Source organism: Lysobacter panacisoli (genome assembly GCF_009765165.1).
Classification (GTDB): Bacteria; Pseudomonadota; Gammaproteobacteria; order Xanthomonadales; family Xanthomonadaceae; genus Lysobacter_J; species Lysobacter_J panacisoli.
Genome location: NZ_VLNU01000001.1, coordinates 1028016 through 1043664 on the forward strand (window position 1 = coordinate 1028016; position 15649 = coordinate 1043664).

A 15649-nucleotide genomic window follows, 5' to 3' on the forward strand; every position below is an offset into this window, starting at 1 on the left:
GCGCGACCCTGAACCGTCATGCGTTGGACAGCGCCCGCGCCACCGTCGCTGGCGATGCATCGCCGAGCGTCAGGTACGCCGCGCGCAGCGGCGCAACGAAGGCCTCATTGCGCGCCAACGGGCCGAACACCGTGTCGAGCGCAAGGAATACCCCGACATCGCCCGCATCGCCGTTCGCCGCCCGCCCGATGCGCGAGAGCACCGCGTTGAGCGGATCGACCAGCGCGACGCCATCGCGCGACTGGCGCCGCACGAAGTGCATCCACCCGGCGACGGGAAGGCACAGCGCGTCGATCGAACGTCCTGCAGCGAGCGCATCGGAGATCGTGCCGAGCAGTCGTACCGGCAACTTCTGCGAGCCGTCCCACGCGATCTGCGACAGGCGGTGCTGGATCGCCGGATTGCGGAAGCGTTCCAGAATCGCACCGATGTAGGCCTGCGCATCGAAGCCGCGCGGCGCGGCGACATTCGGCGCGATGGATCCGCGCATCAGGCGCTCGACGAAGTCCGCCAGCACCGGCGTCGCCATCGCCTGCGCGACGGTGTCGATGCCGAGCAGCGAACCGAGGTAGGCGAGCGTCGAATGCGGCGCGTTGAGCAGGCGCAGCTTGGCCTTGTCGTAGCCGGCGATCTCGTCGCTCATCGTCACGCCGACGCGCTCGAACTTCGGGCGGCCGTTGCAGAACGCGTCCTCCACCACCCATTGCGTGTAGCGCTCGCGCTGCACCGGCCACGCGTCGTCGCATCCGAGTTGCGCACGGAGGCGTTCGCGCAGCGCGTCGTCGGTGGCGGGCGTGATGCTGTCCACCATCGAACGCGGGAACGTCGCATGGCCAGCGATCCACAGCGCCAGCTCTTCATCGAGGCGCTCGGCGAACTGCAGCACCGCGCGACGCATCTTTCCGCCGTTGTCGGCGAGGTTGTCGCAGCTGAGCACGGTGTATGCCGCAACTCCGCGCTCACGACGCAATCGCAGGCCTTCGACGACGTAGCCGACCGCGCTGATCGGCGTACGCGGCGAGGCGAGGTCGCTGGCGATGTCCGGATGCATCAGGTCGAGGTTGTCGCCGGCGAGGCAGTATCCCTTCTCGGTGACCGTGAGCGTGACGATGCGGACGTTCGGATCGGCTAGGCGCTCCAGCACCTGCGCACCCTGCTCGCGCGCGGCGAGCACTTCACGGATGGACCCGATAACGCGCAACTTCGGCTGTTCGTCCAGCAGCGCCAAGGCGTAGAGGCCGTCCTGCGGCTGGAGGGCATCGCGTACGTCGCGGCTGTTGAGCGAGACGCCACAGATCGCCCAGTCGGGCTCGTCGGCCAACAGGTCGTCGACATACACCGCCTGGTGCGCGCGATGGAACGCGCCCGCGCCGAGGTGGACGATGCCGATGCGCGTCGTCGTGCGGTCGTAGGCTGGACGTGCGATGGTGGAAGGGAGCTGCGGAAGCGTGGCGTTGCTGAGGCGTTGCATCGGGATTTCGGTCTGGGTCGTTCGTGATCGGGTGGGTGTCGCTGTAGCAGCTGTCATTCCCGCGCAAGTGGGAATCCGGGGTGATGCGCCGTCAGGCTGGATCCCCGCCTGCGCGGGGACGACAGCCTGTGCGACCGAAGGCGGCGCACGCCTCCGTTGCGACGGTCATTTCGTCACGGTCAGGGTTTTCGTCGCGCGCACGTCCGCGCTCGACGCACCGACCTGCACCTCGTACCTGCCCGGGTCGACCGAGTACGCGTCGCGGTTCTCGTCCCAGGTGCGCAGATCCTTCGCCGGCGTGATGTCGAACGTGACGGTGCGCGACTCGCCCGGCGCGAGGTGGATGCGCTGGAAGCCGCGCATCTCCTTGCGTGCGCGTTCATGCTTCGGATCGACCGGCTTCAGGTAGAGCTGCACGACCTCGTCGCCTGCACGCGTGCCGGTGTTCTTCACGTCCAGCGTGACCTTAATCGCCTGCGACGACGCAGCGCGCTCGCGGTCGAGCTTGAGGTTGCCGTAGTCGAACGTGGTGTACGACAGGCCGTGGCCGAACGCGTACAGCGGTTCGCCTTCGAAGTAGCGGTACGTGCGTCCGCGCATCGCGTAGTCGTCGAATGCCGGCAGCTTTTCGTCCGCCTTGTAGAACGTGACCGGCAGACGACCCGCCGGATTCGTATCGCCGAACAGCACGTCGGCCACCGCGTTGCCGCCACGCTGGCCTGGATACCAGGCGACCAGGATCGCGGGCAGGTTCTGCTTCGCCCAGTCCACGGCCAGGGCCGAACCCGTGGTCAGTACCATCACCACCGGCTTGCCGGTCGCGTGCAGCGCTTCGAGCAGCTTGCGCTGCGTTTCAGGCAGGCGCGTGTCGGTGCGATCGCCGCCGGAGAAGCCCGGATAGTTGACCGTCATTTCCTCGCCTTCGACGTCGCCGGTGAGACCACCAACGAAGACCACCACGTCCGAATCGCGCGCGGCCTGTACCGCTTCCTCGAACGGCGGCTTCGCGCCCGGCATGCGCCACGCCAGGCGGACGCCCGCGTCGCGCTCTTCTTCGTAGTACTCCAGGCGCAGGTCGTACGCACGGCCAGCATCAAGCTTCACGCTGACGCTGTCGGCACGCAGGCGATCGCTCTTGTCCCAGTGGTCCAGCAGCAGCTTGCCGTCGACGTACAGACGGAAGCCGTCGTTCGCGGCCGCTTCGATCTGGTACGTACCCGACACCGGTGGCAGCAGCTGTCCGCTCCAGCGGATGCTGAAGTTGTCGGCCGGCACGGACTGGCCACCGTGCGCTTCGCCACGCGCCATCAGGTTGTCGGTCGGCGAACCGCGATCCCAGCGGAAGCCGATCTGCGAATCCACGCGCACCAGCGCGGGCGCGCCCGACAGATCGCGCGAGCGGAAGTATTCGCCGCGCAGGCCACGCTCGGTCGAGCCCTTGGCCGGGCGCAGGTATTGCGGCTCGATCAGCGGCGTCGCGGCGGGATCGTCGCGGCCTTCGACCAGGTCGACGCCGCGCGCATGCACGACCTGCGCGTTCGGCGCGGCGTCGCGGATGCCTTGCAGGATCGTCACCGGCGCGGCCGGCGTGCCGTAGTAGTTACCCAGCAGCGCCATCGTGTCGTCGGCGGTCGGGCCGACGACGGCAATCCGCTTCGTCTCGCGCGACAGAGGAAGCACGCCGTCGTTCTTCAACAGCACGATCGATTCCTGAGCGACCTTGCGCGACAGCGCGTCGTGCTCGGGTGCCTGGTTGACCGAGTACGGGATGCGCGCCCAGCGCACCTGCTCGGGCGGGTCGAACATGCCCAGGCGCATGCGCGCGGTGAACAGCTGGACCAGCGCCTTGTCGACTTCGGATTCGGCGATCAGTCCCTTGCGCACCGCGACCGGCAGCGACGGCGCATAGGTGTCGCCGCAGTCCAGTTCGGTACCGTTCTTCACCGCGAGCGCGGCGGCCTCCTCGGGCGTCGCGACGATCTTGTGGTGCTTCCAGATGTCGACGATGGCCCAGCAATCGGACACGACGTAGCCCTTGAAGCCCCAATCGCGGCGCAGCGTGTCTTGCAGCAAGAACTTGCTCGCGCTGGCCGACTCGCCATAGACGCGGTTGTACGCGCCCATGACCGCATCGACCTGGCCTTCCTTCACCAACGCTTCGAAGGCCGGCAGGTAGGTCTCGCGCAGGTCGCGCTCGCTCGGGCGCGCGTCGAACGTGTGTCGGTCGGCTTCCGGACCACTGTGCACGGCGAAGTGCTTGGCGGTGGCATCGAGCTTGCGGTACTTCGGATCGTCGCCCTGCAGCCCCTTCACGAACGTCACGCCCATGCGTGCCGTCAGGTAGGGATCCTCACCGTAGGTTTCCTGTCCACGGCCCCAGCGCGGGTCGCGGAAGATGTTGATGTTCGGCGACCAGAACGTGAGGCCCTGGTAGCGGCCGTGCTGACCGTTGCGGAAGAACTCGTGGTGCTTGGCGCGCGCTTCGTCGCTGATGACGGTGCTGATCTGCGCCATCAGCGGCGTGTCGAACGTCGCCGCCATGCCGATCGCCTGCGGAAACACCGTCGCCGCGCCTGCGCGTGCGACGCCGTGCAGCGCCTCGTTCCACCAGTCGTAGGCGGGCACGCCCAGGCGCGGGATTGCCGGCGCGCCGTTCGCCATCTGCGCGGCCTTCTCTTCCAGCGTCATGCGCGACACCAGGTCCGCGGCGCGCTGTTCGAAGCTGCGCGACGTGTCGAGCCAGGGCTCGCTTCCCTTCGGCGGCGGCGGAGCTGGCTGCGAACTCGTAGCAGCGCTGGATGCGATCAGCAGCGCGACCGCGATTGCCGTGCGCAGCGGGCGCGTGTTCGTACGAGGTGTTCCGTTCCGCATGTCCCTCTCCTCACTGGTCGTCGCGCACGATGCGCGCATAGGGCCCCACCGTTGCACCGATGAAACCGCCGGCGACGTCGGTGCTCAGCACCGTGCCGTCTTCGTCCTGCTTCAGCCACGTCCATCCCGATCCACCGTCGTAGGCGAACGAGTAGTCGCCTGCATCGGCCTGCACTTTCAGCTTCAGTTCGCGCGTCGTCGCGGGCAGCGTCGCGCTCGCGAGCGTGGTCGTCGCTTCGCCCTTCCGCTTGCGCAGCGACACGTGGACGCCGTCGGCGGCGCGACGCGCGACGAAGGTGAACCAGTGACGCTCGTTCTGGAACGCAGCGAGGCCCGCTTCAACACCGTCGTCCTTCGGTACCGCCATCGCCGTGCTCGCCTCGAATGCGAGATGCTGCTGGCGGCGCGCGAGGTACGACGGATTTCGCAGCGTGTCCAACCTTTCGCCCAGCGGATGGATCGCGAGCCGGCCCGGATGCGCGGCGACGTCCGCCCACGGCTGCTTCGGCACGCGCGCGAACATCCACGTCGCATCGAGCGACTTGCTGTCGAAGTCGTCGCGCCAGGTGAAGTTGCCCGACAGCGGTGCCTGCGTCGCATCGCTACGGGCGAATACGGGCGACGGCGCAACCTGCGGAATGCGCTTGCCGTAGTCGAGGATCGTCGGCCAGCCATCCTTCCACGTCACCGGCAGCAGGAAGGTTTCGCGACCGGTGTTGTAGTGCACGCGGTCGTACGCACGACTGGCCAGGAACACGGCCCACCAGCTGCCATCCGTACCCTCGACCAGATCGGCATGGCCGGCGTTGGTGATGGCATCGGCACGATCGTCGGGAAGGTCGCGCTGGGTGAGGATCGGGTTGCCCGCGTACGGCTGGAACGGCCCCCACGGCGAACGGCTGCGCGAGACGACCTGCGAGTGTTGCGGTCCGGTGCCGCCTTCGGCGCAGACCAGGTAGTACCAGCCCTCGCGCTTGTACAGGTGCGGCCCTTCGATCCAGATCGGTTTCGTCGACAGGTCGACGCCGCCGTTGAGCAGCACCTTGCGCGGCCCGACGGGCTTGAACGTCGTGCGTTCGAGTTCCTGCATCCAGATCGCGCGATGTCCGTCGTACAGCGGCGTGCCTTCCGGCGCGTCGTTGTTGAGCAGGTAGACCTTGCCGTCGTCGTCGAAGAACAGCGAAGGGTCGATGCCGTCGATGGTCTTCAGCCATATCGGATCGGACCACGGACCGGCCGGATCCTTCGCGGTGACGATGAAGTTCCCGCCGTTGTCGACCGCGGTGTTGACCACGTAGAAGGTGCCGTCGTGATACTCGATCGTCGGCGCGAACACGCCGCGCGACATGCCCAGCCCATCGAAGTCGAGCTGCGACGGCCGGTCGATGACGTGGCCGATCTGCGTCCAGTGCACCAGGTCGTCGCTCTCGAACACCGGAATGCCCGGGAAGTACGAGAACGTGGAGTTCACCAGGTAGAACTTGCCGCGCGCGCGCACGATGCTCGGGTCCGGATAGAAGCCGGCGAGGATCGGGTTGCGGTAGTGGTGCGGCGGAAGCGGTTGTTCGAAGGCGCGATCGTGGCCGCGATACTCGAACCAGTCGAACAGCACGGGCTCGGCCGCCGTCGCGGGCAGCGCGATGGCGAGCATCAGGGACAACACCGTTCCGATCCGCTTCATGCGTACCTCACCAGTCCCACATCGAGCCATCTTCCAGCCGCGCGATCGGCAGTTGCTTCGGCGCGTATGGGTAACGGGCGGCCAGCTTCTCGTCGATGTCCACTCCGTGGCCCGGCGCTTCGCCGCAATGCAGGCGGCCGTCGCGGAACGTGTAGTCGTGCGGGAAGACCTCGTTGGTCTCGTCGGAGTGGAACATGTATTCCTGGATACCGAAGTTCGGCACCCACGTGTCGAAGTGCAGCGCCGCGCCCATGCACACCGGCGACAGATCGGTGGCGCCGTGGAAGCCGGTGCGCACCTGGTGCAGCGCGGCGAAGTCGGCGATGCGTCGCACGTGGCTGATGCCGCCGCCGTGCACGATGGTGGTGCGGATGTAGTCGACCAGCTGGTTCTCGATCAGGTGCTTGCAGTCCCAGATCGAGTTGAACACCTCGCCCACCGCGAGCGGCGTGACCGAATGCTGGCGGATCAGTTCGAAGGATTTCTGGTTCTCGGCCGGCGTGGAATCCTCCAGCCAGAACAGACGGTACGGCTCGAGGCTGCGGGCAAGCCGCGCGGCTTCGATCGGGCTGAGGCGATGGTGGACGTCGTGCAGCAGTTCGACGTCGTTGCCGTGGTCGGTGCGCAGGCGCTCGAACAGCTTCGGCACGACGTCGAGGTACTTCGGCGTGTTCCACACGGTTTCGGCCGGCAGTTCGCTCTCGGCCGGTTCGTATGGCTTGCCACCGGTGGAGATGCCGTAGGCCTTCTTCACGCCCGGAACGCCGCATTGCGCACGCACCGCGAGGAAGCCCTTCTCGATGTACTTGCCGACTTCGTCGCTGGCCTCTTCGATGTCGCGGCCGTTGGCGTGGCCGTACACCAGCGCGCCTTCGCGCGAGCGTCCGCCGAGCAGCTGGTACAGCGGCAGGCCCGCCATCTTGCCGAGGATGTCCCACAGCGCCACGTCGACCGCAGCGATAGCGGTCATCGTGACCGGACCGCGACGCCAGTAGGCTCCGCGATAGAAGAACTGGAAGATGTCCTCGATGCGACCGGCGTCGCGGCCGATCAGGTTCGGCACGAGGTGGTCCTGCAGGTACGACGCGACGGCGAGTTCGCGGCCGTTGAGCGTGGCATCGCCCAGGCCGGTGATGCCTGATCGCGTGGTGATCTTGAGCGTGACGAAGTTGCGGCCCGGGCAGGTGACGATGACCTTCGCATCGACGATCTCGCGATCGCGTGCGGAACCGTGGCGTGACTGTTCGGAAGCAGTGGGGGCGTTCATCGTGCGTGGTCGTCGGAAGAGGCGGTGGGAAGGTTGAGTTCGAAGGGTCCGGCGGGCAGGTTCGCGCCGTCGAACAGCGTGCACACCGGACCATCGGCCCAGCAGTAGCGCACGCGTGTGGCGTCGTGCGCATTCGGCGCACGCAGGGTGACGGTGTTGCCCCATGCCTTCGCTTCGGCGTAGGCGCACGAGCCCGGCTGCGCGCCGCACAGTTCGAAACCGATGGGGCCGTCGGCGCCCTGTCCGACGAGATCGCCGGTGTTGTCGCCGAACGTCACCACGACCGCATCGTCCGCACGACGCGCGGACAGCGGCACCGGACCCGACGGCGGAAGCTTCTCGCCGTAAACGACATGGCGCGCGACACGCGCGAGGCGACGACCGACTTCCTGCTTGTTCGGCGGATGGATGTCGTAGTGGTCGCCGATGTCGATGGTGACGACGAGACCGCTGTGCGCATCTTCATTGGCGACGATGCGCTGCGATTCGCGCAGCGACGCCCAGCCGCTTTCGTCGGGCTTCGACTTCGGCCAGCCGTAGCCGGCGAGCTGCACGATGGTCAGCGGCGTGTCCTTGCCGAAGCGGCCGCGCCAGTCGTCGCGCAGCGTGCGCAGCAGGTCGCGATATCGCTGCGCTTCGAAGGTGTTGGATTCGCCCTGGTACCAGAGCATGCCGCGCAGGTTGTAGCGGCCAAGCGGCGCGATCATGCCGTTGTATAGCGTGGACAGACCCGCCGCGGTCTGCCACGGCGCGCGCGGCGGCGAATCGCTGCCGGGAACCGTGCGGTACTTCCACGGGCTCGACAGCGGTGCGGTCGAACCGTCCTTGAAGCGCAGCAGGTGCACCGACGCCGGACCGGACAGGCCGCCATCGCGGTACGTGTCAAGCACGTTGACGACGACGCTGTTCTCGCCCGCCTTGAGCAGGCCGCGCGGCAGCACGTACTCGCGACCGCTGCCGGCGCCGTAGGTGCTGCCGACGGCGGTGCCGTTCACCCACGTCATGTCCACTTCGTCGGCAGGGCCGAGCGCGAGCGTCGCCTCCTGTTGCGCCTGCTGCGCGGTCAGCTTCACCGTCGTGCGGTACCAGACCATGCCGTCGAACGCCGCGAGGTCGGCAACGCCCCAGCGCTCCCACGCGCCGAGCTCGCGCGGTGCGGTGCGCCACTCCTTACCAGGGACGTAGGACGCGCTCCACGGCTCGTCACCGGGCTTCGCGTCAGCGCGTGCCTTCCACCAGCGCGTCCAGATGTCGCCCCAGCGACCCACTGCGCCGACTTCATCCGTCGCGTACTGCGCGAGCACGTCGAGTTCGTCGTTGTACAGGCCGGTCGAACGCAACGCGTCGCCGCTCGTCCAGGCCTGGATGCGCGAACCGCCCCACGCGGCATTGACCAGGCCCATCGGCACGTTGACGGTCTTCTGCAGTTCGCGCGCGTAGTAGTAGCAGGCCGCGGAGAAGTCTCGGATCGTGTCGGGGCTGGTGGCCGTCCACTTCACCGGCGTGGCGAAGGTCTCCTGCGGCGTCGACGCGCCGTTCTGCGGAACGGTGAGCAGGCGGATCGTGTCGCTGGAGGCGCCGGCGATCTCCGCGCGCGCATCGAGCGAGCGCCATACCTGCAGTTCCATGTTCGACTGACCCGAGCACAGCCACACGTCGCCGACCAGTACGTCGCTGACGTTCTGCGTCGTGCCCGCTGCGCTCGCACTGAGCGTGTACGGGCCGCCGGCTTTCATCGCCGGCAACGTGGCGCTCCAGCGACCGTCGGCGTCGGCGCGCGCACGCGCGCGCTTTCCGGCGAGCGCGACGGTAACTTCCTCGCCAGCCTTGGCACGGCCATACACACGGATCGGCTGTTCCCGCTGCAGCACCGCATGGTCCTGGAACATCGTGTGCAGCAGCGGCGTACCCTGCCCTTCGGCTGCGGGCGCGGCTAAGGCGGTGGCGGCGAAAAGTGCGCCGAGCAGTGGCGCGAGACGTGCGGTTCCCATGTCAGCCATTCCCCGGGGCGAACGGAAATTCGAGGGATTCGTAGTATTCGAGCGGATGCTCCGGCGGCGCTTCGCCTTCCGGCAGCGGACGCTGCGAAAACGTCTGGAAGTAGGCGATGCTTGCGTCGCGCCACCACTTCGCTTCCTTCTCCTGGATCGCGAGGAATGTGGCGACCTGTGCGTGGCGCTCGGCGTCGATGCGACCGCGCAGACCGTTCCAGGTATGTCGCATGCCGCCGACGTAGCCGACGCCTTGCGAATAGCGATGCACCAGTTCGTCCCACAGCGGGCGACCGGACTTCGTCGTGTAGTCCCACGGGACGTGGTGGAACCACAACAGGAACTGCTCCGGCGTCTTCGCCGCGTCGTCGAACGCGCGCGCGACCGGTGGCGCGTACTGCGACACCGCATCGCTGCCATGCGTGGTGCGATCGAAGCCGATGCCGTCCTTCGTCGCGCGGTGGTAGTACACCGAGGTCCAATCCGCGCGCGGGCCGCCTTCGACCCACGGGCCGGGACCGTAATGGTGACTGCGGCCCATCAGGTGATGCAGGCCGAGCGGCGTCATGTAATCCACGACCGCCTCGCGCGATCCCATCATCATGCCGACGATGGGCTGCACGACGTCGGCGTCGTTGGAGAACGTCATCCGCGTCCATTCCTGCGCGATGTCGCGGGCCGACAGGTGCGGATTCCATGCGAGCCTGCCGTACACGTACCAGTTGGCCTGGTCGAAATGGGAGCCGCTCCAGTTGCGGTCGCTGCCGATGTTGGCGACGCCGGCCATGCCTGTCAGTGCGTACTTGTGCAGCGAGCCGTCGACGACCTTCGCCACCGTCGAGCCCAGGCCGCGCACCTGCGTGTCGGCTTCCAGCGTTTCCTCGAACAGCGGGCCAAGGTACGCCAGGTGCGTGGCGAAGCCGAGGTACTCCTTGGTGATCTGGAATTCCATCATCAGCGGTGTCTTCGGCATCGCGCCGAACAGCGGATGGAACGGTTCGCGTGGCTGGAAGTCGATGGCGCCGTTCTTCACCTGCACCATCACGTTGTCGCGGAACTTGCCGTCGAGCGGCACGAACTCGTTGTATGCCTGCTTGGCGCGGTCGTCCGGCGTTTCGTGCGAGTACACGAACGCGCGCCAGATGACCTTTCCGCCGTGCGGCTTCACGGCGTCGGCCATCATGTTGGCGCCATCGGCGTGGGTGCGGCCGTAGTCCTGCGGACCCGGCTGGCCTTCGGAGTTGGCCTTGACCAGGAAGCCGCCGAAGTCGGGGATCGCGCGGTAGATCTCGTCGGCCTTGTCGGCCCACCACTTGCGCACGGCAGGATCGAGCGGGTCCGCCGTCTTGAGCCCGCCGATCTCCACCGGCGCGCTGAAGCGCGCGCTCAGGAACACGCGGATGCCGTAGGGACGGAACACGTTCGCCAGTGCCGCCGCCTTGGCGATGTACATCGGCGTCAGCTGCTGCGCGCTCGCATTGACATTGTTGAGCACGGTCGCATTGATGCCGATGGACGCGTTGGCACGGGCGTAGTCGGTATAACGCGGGTCGAGATAGTCGGGCAGCTTGTGCCAGTCCCAGATCGATTCGCCGGCGTATCCGCGTTCGACGTGGCGATTGAGGTTGTCCCAGTGGTTGAGCATGCGCAGCTGCGTGCGCGGCGCTTCACGGATGTCGAGCGCATCGACCGGCGCGCGCGTCTGCAACAGGCGCAGGTAGTGGAACGCGCCGTACATCGCACCGATGTCGTCGTTGGCGGCGATGACCGTGGCCGGACGTCCGTCCACGCGCACGCTGCGGATGAGGTAGCCCTCGCGGCCAAGGTCCTTCGTCTTCAGCTTCAGGGCAGCGATCGGCTTCGATGAGGCCGGCGTCCCGACGATGAGCGTGCCATCGCCGTCGACGCCCGCTGCCACGACCGGTTCGGTGCCGAGCAGGCCGGACAGGCCGCGCAGCAGTTCTGCACGCGTCGCGGCCTGGGTCGGCGTGGCATCGCCGGCGACGAGCCGGGTCGCGTGAGCGCGGTAACCGGTGGACTCCGCGCCCGCGATGGGGCGGTAGCGCAGCCACAGGTCGTAGCCGTCCTCGGCGTGGGCGGCGAACGCGGGCAGCAGCGTCGTGCACAGGCACAGCACCATCGCCGCGGCGGCGCGTCGGAACGGGCCGGCCAGCCGGCGCGGGATCGCCCCCTTGGCCTGACGTACGCTGTCGCCGGCCGGGCGGTATGCCCGTACCATGTGCAAAGCTCTCATGCGCAATCCTGTTTCACGGTATTGATGGGGGTGCATCGCACGCGCGGCGCATCCTGCTTGGCGCGCTGCGTTCTGCCGCAGGCCGACAGAAGGAAGGAACGTTGGAGAAGACCAGGAAATCCATTCGCCGCAAGGGACACGCCGTCACCATCGACGAAGTGGCCGCGCTGGCGAACGTTTCGCCGATGACGGTGTCCCGCGTCGTCAATGGCCAGGGCAAGGTCCGCGACACCACGCGCGAACGCGTGATGCGCGCGGTGAAGGAGCTGGACTACACGCCCAACCTCGCCGCCAGTTCGCTCGCCGCGGCGCAGCACACGCGCATCGCGCTGATCTACACCAACCCCAGCTCGGCCTATCTGCGTGAGTTGCTGGTCGGCGCACTGCGCGGCGCGGCGCGCACGGCGGCGCAACTGATGATCGACAGCTGGGACAACTACAACGCCGAAGCGCAGCGCAACGCCGCGCGCGCCCTTGGCAAGAGCGTGGCCGGCGCGATCCTGCCGCCGCCGCTGTGCGAATCCAAGGCGGTGGTGTCGGAGCTGGTGGCGGCCGGCATCCCGGTAGTCGCGATCGCATCGGGCCGCTTCAGCCAGGAAATCTCCAGCGTGCGCATTGACGATTTCCGCGCCAGCCAGGAGATCACCGCGCACCTGATCTCGCTCGGCCACACGCGCATCGGCTACATCAAGGGCCATCCGAACCAGACCGCCAGCGCGCGCCGTTACGAAGGGTTCCAGGCCGCGCACTCGCAGGCCGGGATCGAGGTCGACCATTCGCTGGTGCAGCAGGGTTACTTCACCTACCGCTCGGGCCTCGAAGCCGCGGAGAAACTGCTCGCGCACAAGAAGCCGCCGACCGCGATCTTCGCCAGCAACGACGACATGGCCGCGGCTGTTGTATCGGTCGCGCACCGGCGCGGACTGGATGTGCCGCGCGACCTGTCGGTGGTCGGATTCGACGATACGTCCGCCGCGACCACCGTGTGGCCGGAGCTCAGCACGATCCACCAGCCGATCGCCGCGATGGCGGACTCGGCCGTCGACATCCTGCTGCGCAACATCCGCCGCAAGGACAAGAGCACGCGCGTGGTCGTCGACCACGTCATCGCGCATCAGCTGGTCACGCGCGATTCGGTCGCACCTCCGGCCAGGCGCGGCGGATGAAACGTCGTCGCGCCTGGCGGCGGTGGCCTTTCGCATGTTGCGTCAGCCTTCCATCTGCTCCAGTTCCTTGCCCTTGGTCTCGTAGACGTACTTGAGGACAAAGAACACCGACACGATCGCGGCCACGGTGTAGATGCCGTAGGCGCCCGCCAGGCCGATACCGGCCAGCAGGATCGGGAAGGTCACGGTGATGGCGAAGTTGCTGGTCCACTGCGCGGCGCCGGCGACAGCCAGGCCCGAGCCGCGGATCTGGTTCGGGAACATCTCGCCGAGCATGACCCACATCACCGGGCCCCACGAGGCGTTGAAGAAGATCACGTAGACGTTGGCCGCGACCAGCGCCAGCGTGCCCATGCCGTCGGACAGCACCAGCTTGCCGCCCGCGTCCAGCGATGCGGTGGCGAAAGCGAACGTCATCAGCGCCAGCGACACGGCCATGCCGACCGAGCCGATCCACAGCAGCGGCTTGCGGCCGATGCGGTCGATCAGCAGCACCGTCACCAGGCACGCGCCGATGCTCAGCGCACCGGACAGTACGTTGATCAGCAGCGCGTCGCTTTCGGAGAAACCGACCGCCTGCCACAGCACCGCGCCGTAATAGAACACGACGTTGATGCCGACCAGCTGCTGGAACGTCGCCAGGCCGATGCCGATCCACACGATCGGGCGGATCTTGCCGGTCGCCTTGTTGACCAGGTCCGACAGCTGCGGACGGTGGTGGTCCGAGGACAGCGACGCATCGATCTCGGTGAGCTTGGTCTGCGCTTCCGTTGCGCCGTACAGGCGCGTGAGCACCGCCAGCGCGTCAGCCTTGCGCTTCTTCACGACCAGGTAGCGCGGGCTTTCCGGGATGATCAGCAGCAGCACCAGGAACAGTGCCGACGGAATGGCCATCATCCAGAACATCCAGCGCCACGCTTCATGGCCCATCCACAGCGGTTGCGTGGACGCACCGGCGGTCTTGGCCAACAGGTAATTGCTGAGGAATGCGCTGAACAGGCCGCCGATGATGGCGATCTGCTGCACCGTCGCCAGCCGTCCGCGATAGCGCGCGGAGGCGACTTCGGCGATGTAGGCCGGCGACATCACGCTCGCCGCGCCGACGGCGAAGCCGCCGATCACGCGCGCGATGACGAACATCGTCGAACTGCTCGCCGCACCCGAGCCGAGCGCGGAGATCAGGAACAACACGGCCGAGATGATCAGCACCGAGCGTCTGCCCCAGCGGTCGGCCAGACGGCCGGCGAAGAACGCGCCGATCGCACAGCCCAGCAGCATGGAAGCGACTTCGAAGCCGAGGCCGGCCTTGGTCGACTGGAACGCCTGCTGCAGGCCGTCGACGGTGCCGTTGATGACGCCACTGTCGAAACCGAACAGGAAGCCACCGATGGTGGCGACGCAACTGACCAGGATGATGAAACGGGTGTTCTCCGCGTTGTTCGCGGACGTGGCACTTTCGAGCATGGCGCTGTTCATTCGCTTGCACTCGTCGTTTGTGGCCGGACCCCTCACCGCGCACTGCGGTGCCCCTCGACTGCGCCTTCCCGCTCCGGCGGCGGGAAGGCACCCGTCACATCATGCGGCTTCCAGCACCGTCAGCGCAGCAGATGCTGATTGAATAGGTTTTCGTAACGCTCCTGCTTGCCGCTGACCTGCGCCGGCTCGCCGTTCTTGAGCGCCAGCGCGTGCAGGTCGGCCAGGCCGAGCTTGCCCTTGGCGAAGTCCAGGCCCGCGCCGCCGTCGAAGCTGGCGTAGCGTTCCTTGCGCCACTGTTCCCACGGCGAGGCGGTGAGCAGCGAGTGGGCGACTTCCAGTCCGCGCGCGAACGCGTCCATGCCGCCGATGTGGGCGATGAACAGGTCTTCCATGTCGGTCGACTCGCGACGCGCCTTGGCGTCGAAGTTAAGGCCGCCGACGAGGCCGCCCTGGCGCAGCACGACCATCATCGCGCCGACGGTGTCGTACAGGTCGGTCGGGAACTGGTCGGTGTCCCAGCCGTTCTGCGGATTGCCGCGGTTGGCGTCGATGCTGCCGAGCAGGCCGTGGTCGGACGCGACCTGCAGGTCGTGCTCGAAGGTGTGGCCCGACAGCGTGGCGTGGTTGGCTTCGATGTTGAGCTTGAAGTCCTTCTCGAGGCCGTGCTGCTGCAGGAAGCCGGCGACGGTGGCGCTGTCGAAGTCGTACTGGTGCTTCATCGGCTCCATCGGCTTGGGCTCGATGAGGTAGTAGCCCTTGAAGCCGATGCTGCGGCCGTAGTCGCGCGCCATCGTCAGGAAGCGGGCGAAATGGTCCAGCTCACGCTTCATGTCGGTGTTGACGAGGCTGGCGTAGCCTTCGCGGCCGCCCCAGAACACGTAGTGCTCGCCGCCCAGTTCGACGGTCGCGTCGATCGCGGCCTTCACCTGCACCGCGGCGCGCGCGACGACGTTGAAGTCCGGGTTGGTCGACGCACCGTTCATGTAGCGCGGATGCGAGAACAGGTTGGCCGTGCCCCACAGCAGCTTCACGCCGGTGGCGTTCTGGCGCTCCTTGGCGAGCGCGACCATGTGCTTGAGGTTCTTCTCGTACTGGCCGATGTCCTCGGCATCCGGCGCCAGGTCGACATCGTGGAAGCAGTAGTACGGCACGCCAAGCTTGGTGATGAACTCGAACGCGGCGTCGACCTTGTTCTCCGCCGTCTGCATCGGCGTCGCGCCTTCCCACGGGAACCTGCGCGTGCCCGGGCCGAACGGATCGTGGCCGGCGTTGGTGAAGGTGTGCCAGTAGCACACCGCGAATTTCAGGTGCTCGGCCATCGTCTTGCCGCCGACCTTCTTGTCGGCGTCGTAGACCTTGAAGGCCAGCGGGTTGTCGGAATCGCGTCCCTCGAACGGGATGCGGCCAATGCCGGGGAAGTATTCCTTGGCGCCGATGAAGTGCTTGCTCATGTTCGTGGGAGTCGTTCGTCG

Annotated in this window: 9 protein-coding genes; 1 reads left to right on the plus strand and 8 read right to left on the minus strand. The window is 67.2% G+C overall.

Features of this window, described 5'->3' with window-relative positions:
* Positions 1-16: 16 nt before the first annotated feature.
* From FOF45_RS05080 to FOF45_RS05105, 6 genes are all read right to left on the minus strand, one after another.
* Positions 17-1477 (minus strand): mannitol dehydrogenase family protein, encoded by a 1461-nt coding sequence (locus tag FOF45_RS05080; RefSeq protein WP_484502620.1) that lies wholly within the window; start codon positions 1475-1477, stop codon positions 17-19.
* A 159-nt stretch (positions 1478-1636) separates the two neighbouring features.
* Positions 1637-4342: a glycoside hydrolase family 3 protein gene (locus FOF45_RS05085; protein WP_158982909.1), complete on the minus strand. Its 2706-nt coding sequence runs from the start codon at positions 4340-4342 to the stop codon at positions 1637-1639.
* A gap of 10 nt (positions 4343-4352) precedes the next feature.
* Positions 4353-6023 (minus strand): glycoside hydrolase family 43 protein, encoded by a 1671-nt coding sequence (locus tag FOF45_RS05090; protein WP_158982910.1) that lies wholly within the window; start codon positions 6021-6023, stop codon positions 4353-4355.
* Between the two features lie 7 nt (positions 6024-6030).
* Positions 6031-7290, minus strand: coding sequence for a D-mannonate dehydratase ManD (gene manD / locus FOF45_RS05095; RefSeq protein WP_158982911.1), 1260 nt, complete (start codon positions 7288-7290; stop codon positions 6031-6033).
* The gene (locus FOF45_RS05100; RefSeq protein ID WP_158982912.1) at positions 7287-9281 is read right to left on the minus strand and encodes a sialate O-acetylesterase; all 1995 of its coding nucleotides are present in this window, start codon (positions 9279-9281) and stop codon (positions 7287-7289) included. The genes manD and FOF45_RS05100 overlap by 4 nt, the downstream gene beginning before the upstream one ends.
* A gap of 1 nt (position 9282) precedes the next feature.
* Positions 9283-11421 carry an alpha-glucuronidase family glycosyl hydrolase gene (locus FOF45_RS05105; protein ID WP_158987235.1) on the minus strand — a complete coding sequence of 713 codons (2139 nt, stop codon included), beginning with the start codon at positions 11419-11421 and terminating at the stop codon, positions 9283-9285.
* 215 nt (positions 11422-11636) lie between these two features.
* On the opposite strand from FOF45_RS05105, the gene FOF45_RS05110 reads away from it, so the two are divergent.
* Entirely contained in the window at positions 11637-12701 is a 1065-nt protein-coding gene (locus FOF45_RS05110) for a LacI family DNA-binding transcriptional regulator (protein ID WP_233264054.1), read from the plus strand.
* Positions 12702-12743: 42 nt separating this feature from the next.
* Here the strand turns inward: FOF45_RS05110 and FOF45_RS05115 are convergent, their stop codons facing one another.
* Both FOF45_RS05115 and xylA read right to left on the minus strand, forming a co-directional pair.
* Positions 12744-14177: a sugar porter family MFS transporter gene (locus tag FOF45_RS05115; protein ID WP_158982914.1), complete on the minus strand. Its 1434-nt coding sequence runs from the start codon at positions 14175-14177 to the stop codon at positions 12744-12746.
* Positions 14178-14296: 119 nt separating this feature from the next.
* Positions 14297-15628: a xylose isomerase gene (xylA, locus tag FOF45_RS05120; protein WP_158982915.1), complete on the minus strand. Its 1332-nt coding sequence runs from the start codon at positions 15626-15628 to the stop codon at positions 14297-14299.
* Between the last annotated feature and the right edge of the window lie 21 nt (positions 15629-15649).

Coding starts and splice junctions, on each gene's coding strand:
- FOF45_RS05085 (WP_158982909.1), bottom strand. CDS start 4,342: ATGCGGAACGGAACACCTCGTACGAACACGCGCCCGCTGCGCACGGCA.
- FOF45_RS05090 (WP_158982910.1), bottom strand. CDS start 6,023: ATGAAGCGGATCGGAACGGTGTTGTCCCTGATGCTCGCCATCGCGCTG.
- manD (WP_158982911.1), bottom strand. CDS start 7,290: ATGAACGCCCCCACTGCTTCCGAACAGTCACGCCACGGTTCCGCACGC.
- FOF45_RS05100 (WP_158982912.1), bottom strand. CDS start 9,281: ATGGGAACCGCACGTCTCGCGCCACTGCTCGGCGCACTTTTCGCCGCC.
- FOF45_RS05105 (WP_158987235.1), bottom strand. CDS start 11,421: ATGGTGCTGTGCCTGTGCACGACGCTGCTGCCCGCGTTCGCCGCCCAC.
- FOF45_RS05115 (WP_158982914.1), bottom strand. CDS start 14,177: ATGAACAGCGCCATGCTCGAAAGTGCCACGTCCGCGAACAACGCGGAG.
- xylA (WP_158982915.1), bottom strand. CDS start 15,628: ATGAGCAAGCACTTCATCGGCGCCAAGGAATACTTCCCCGGCATTGGC.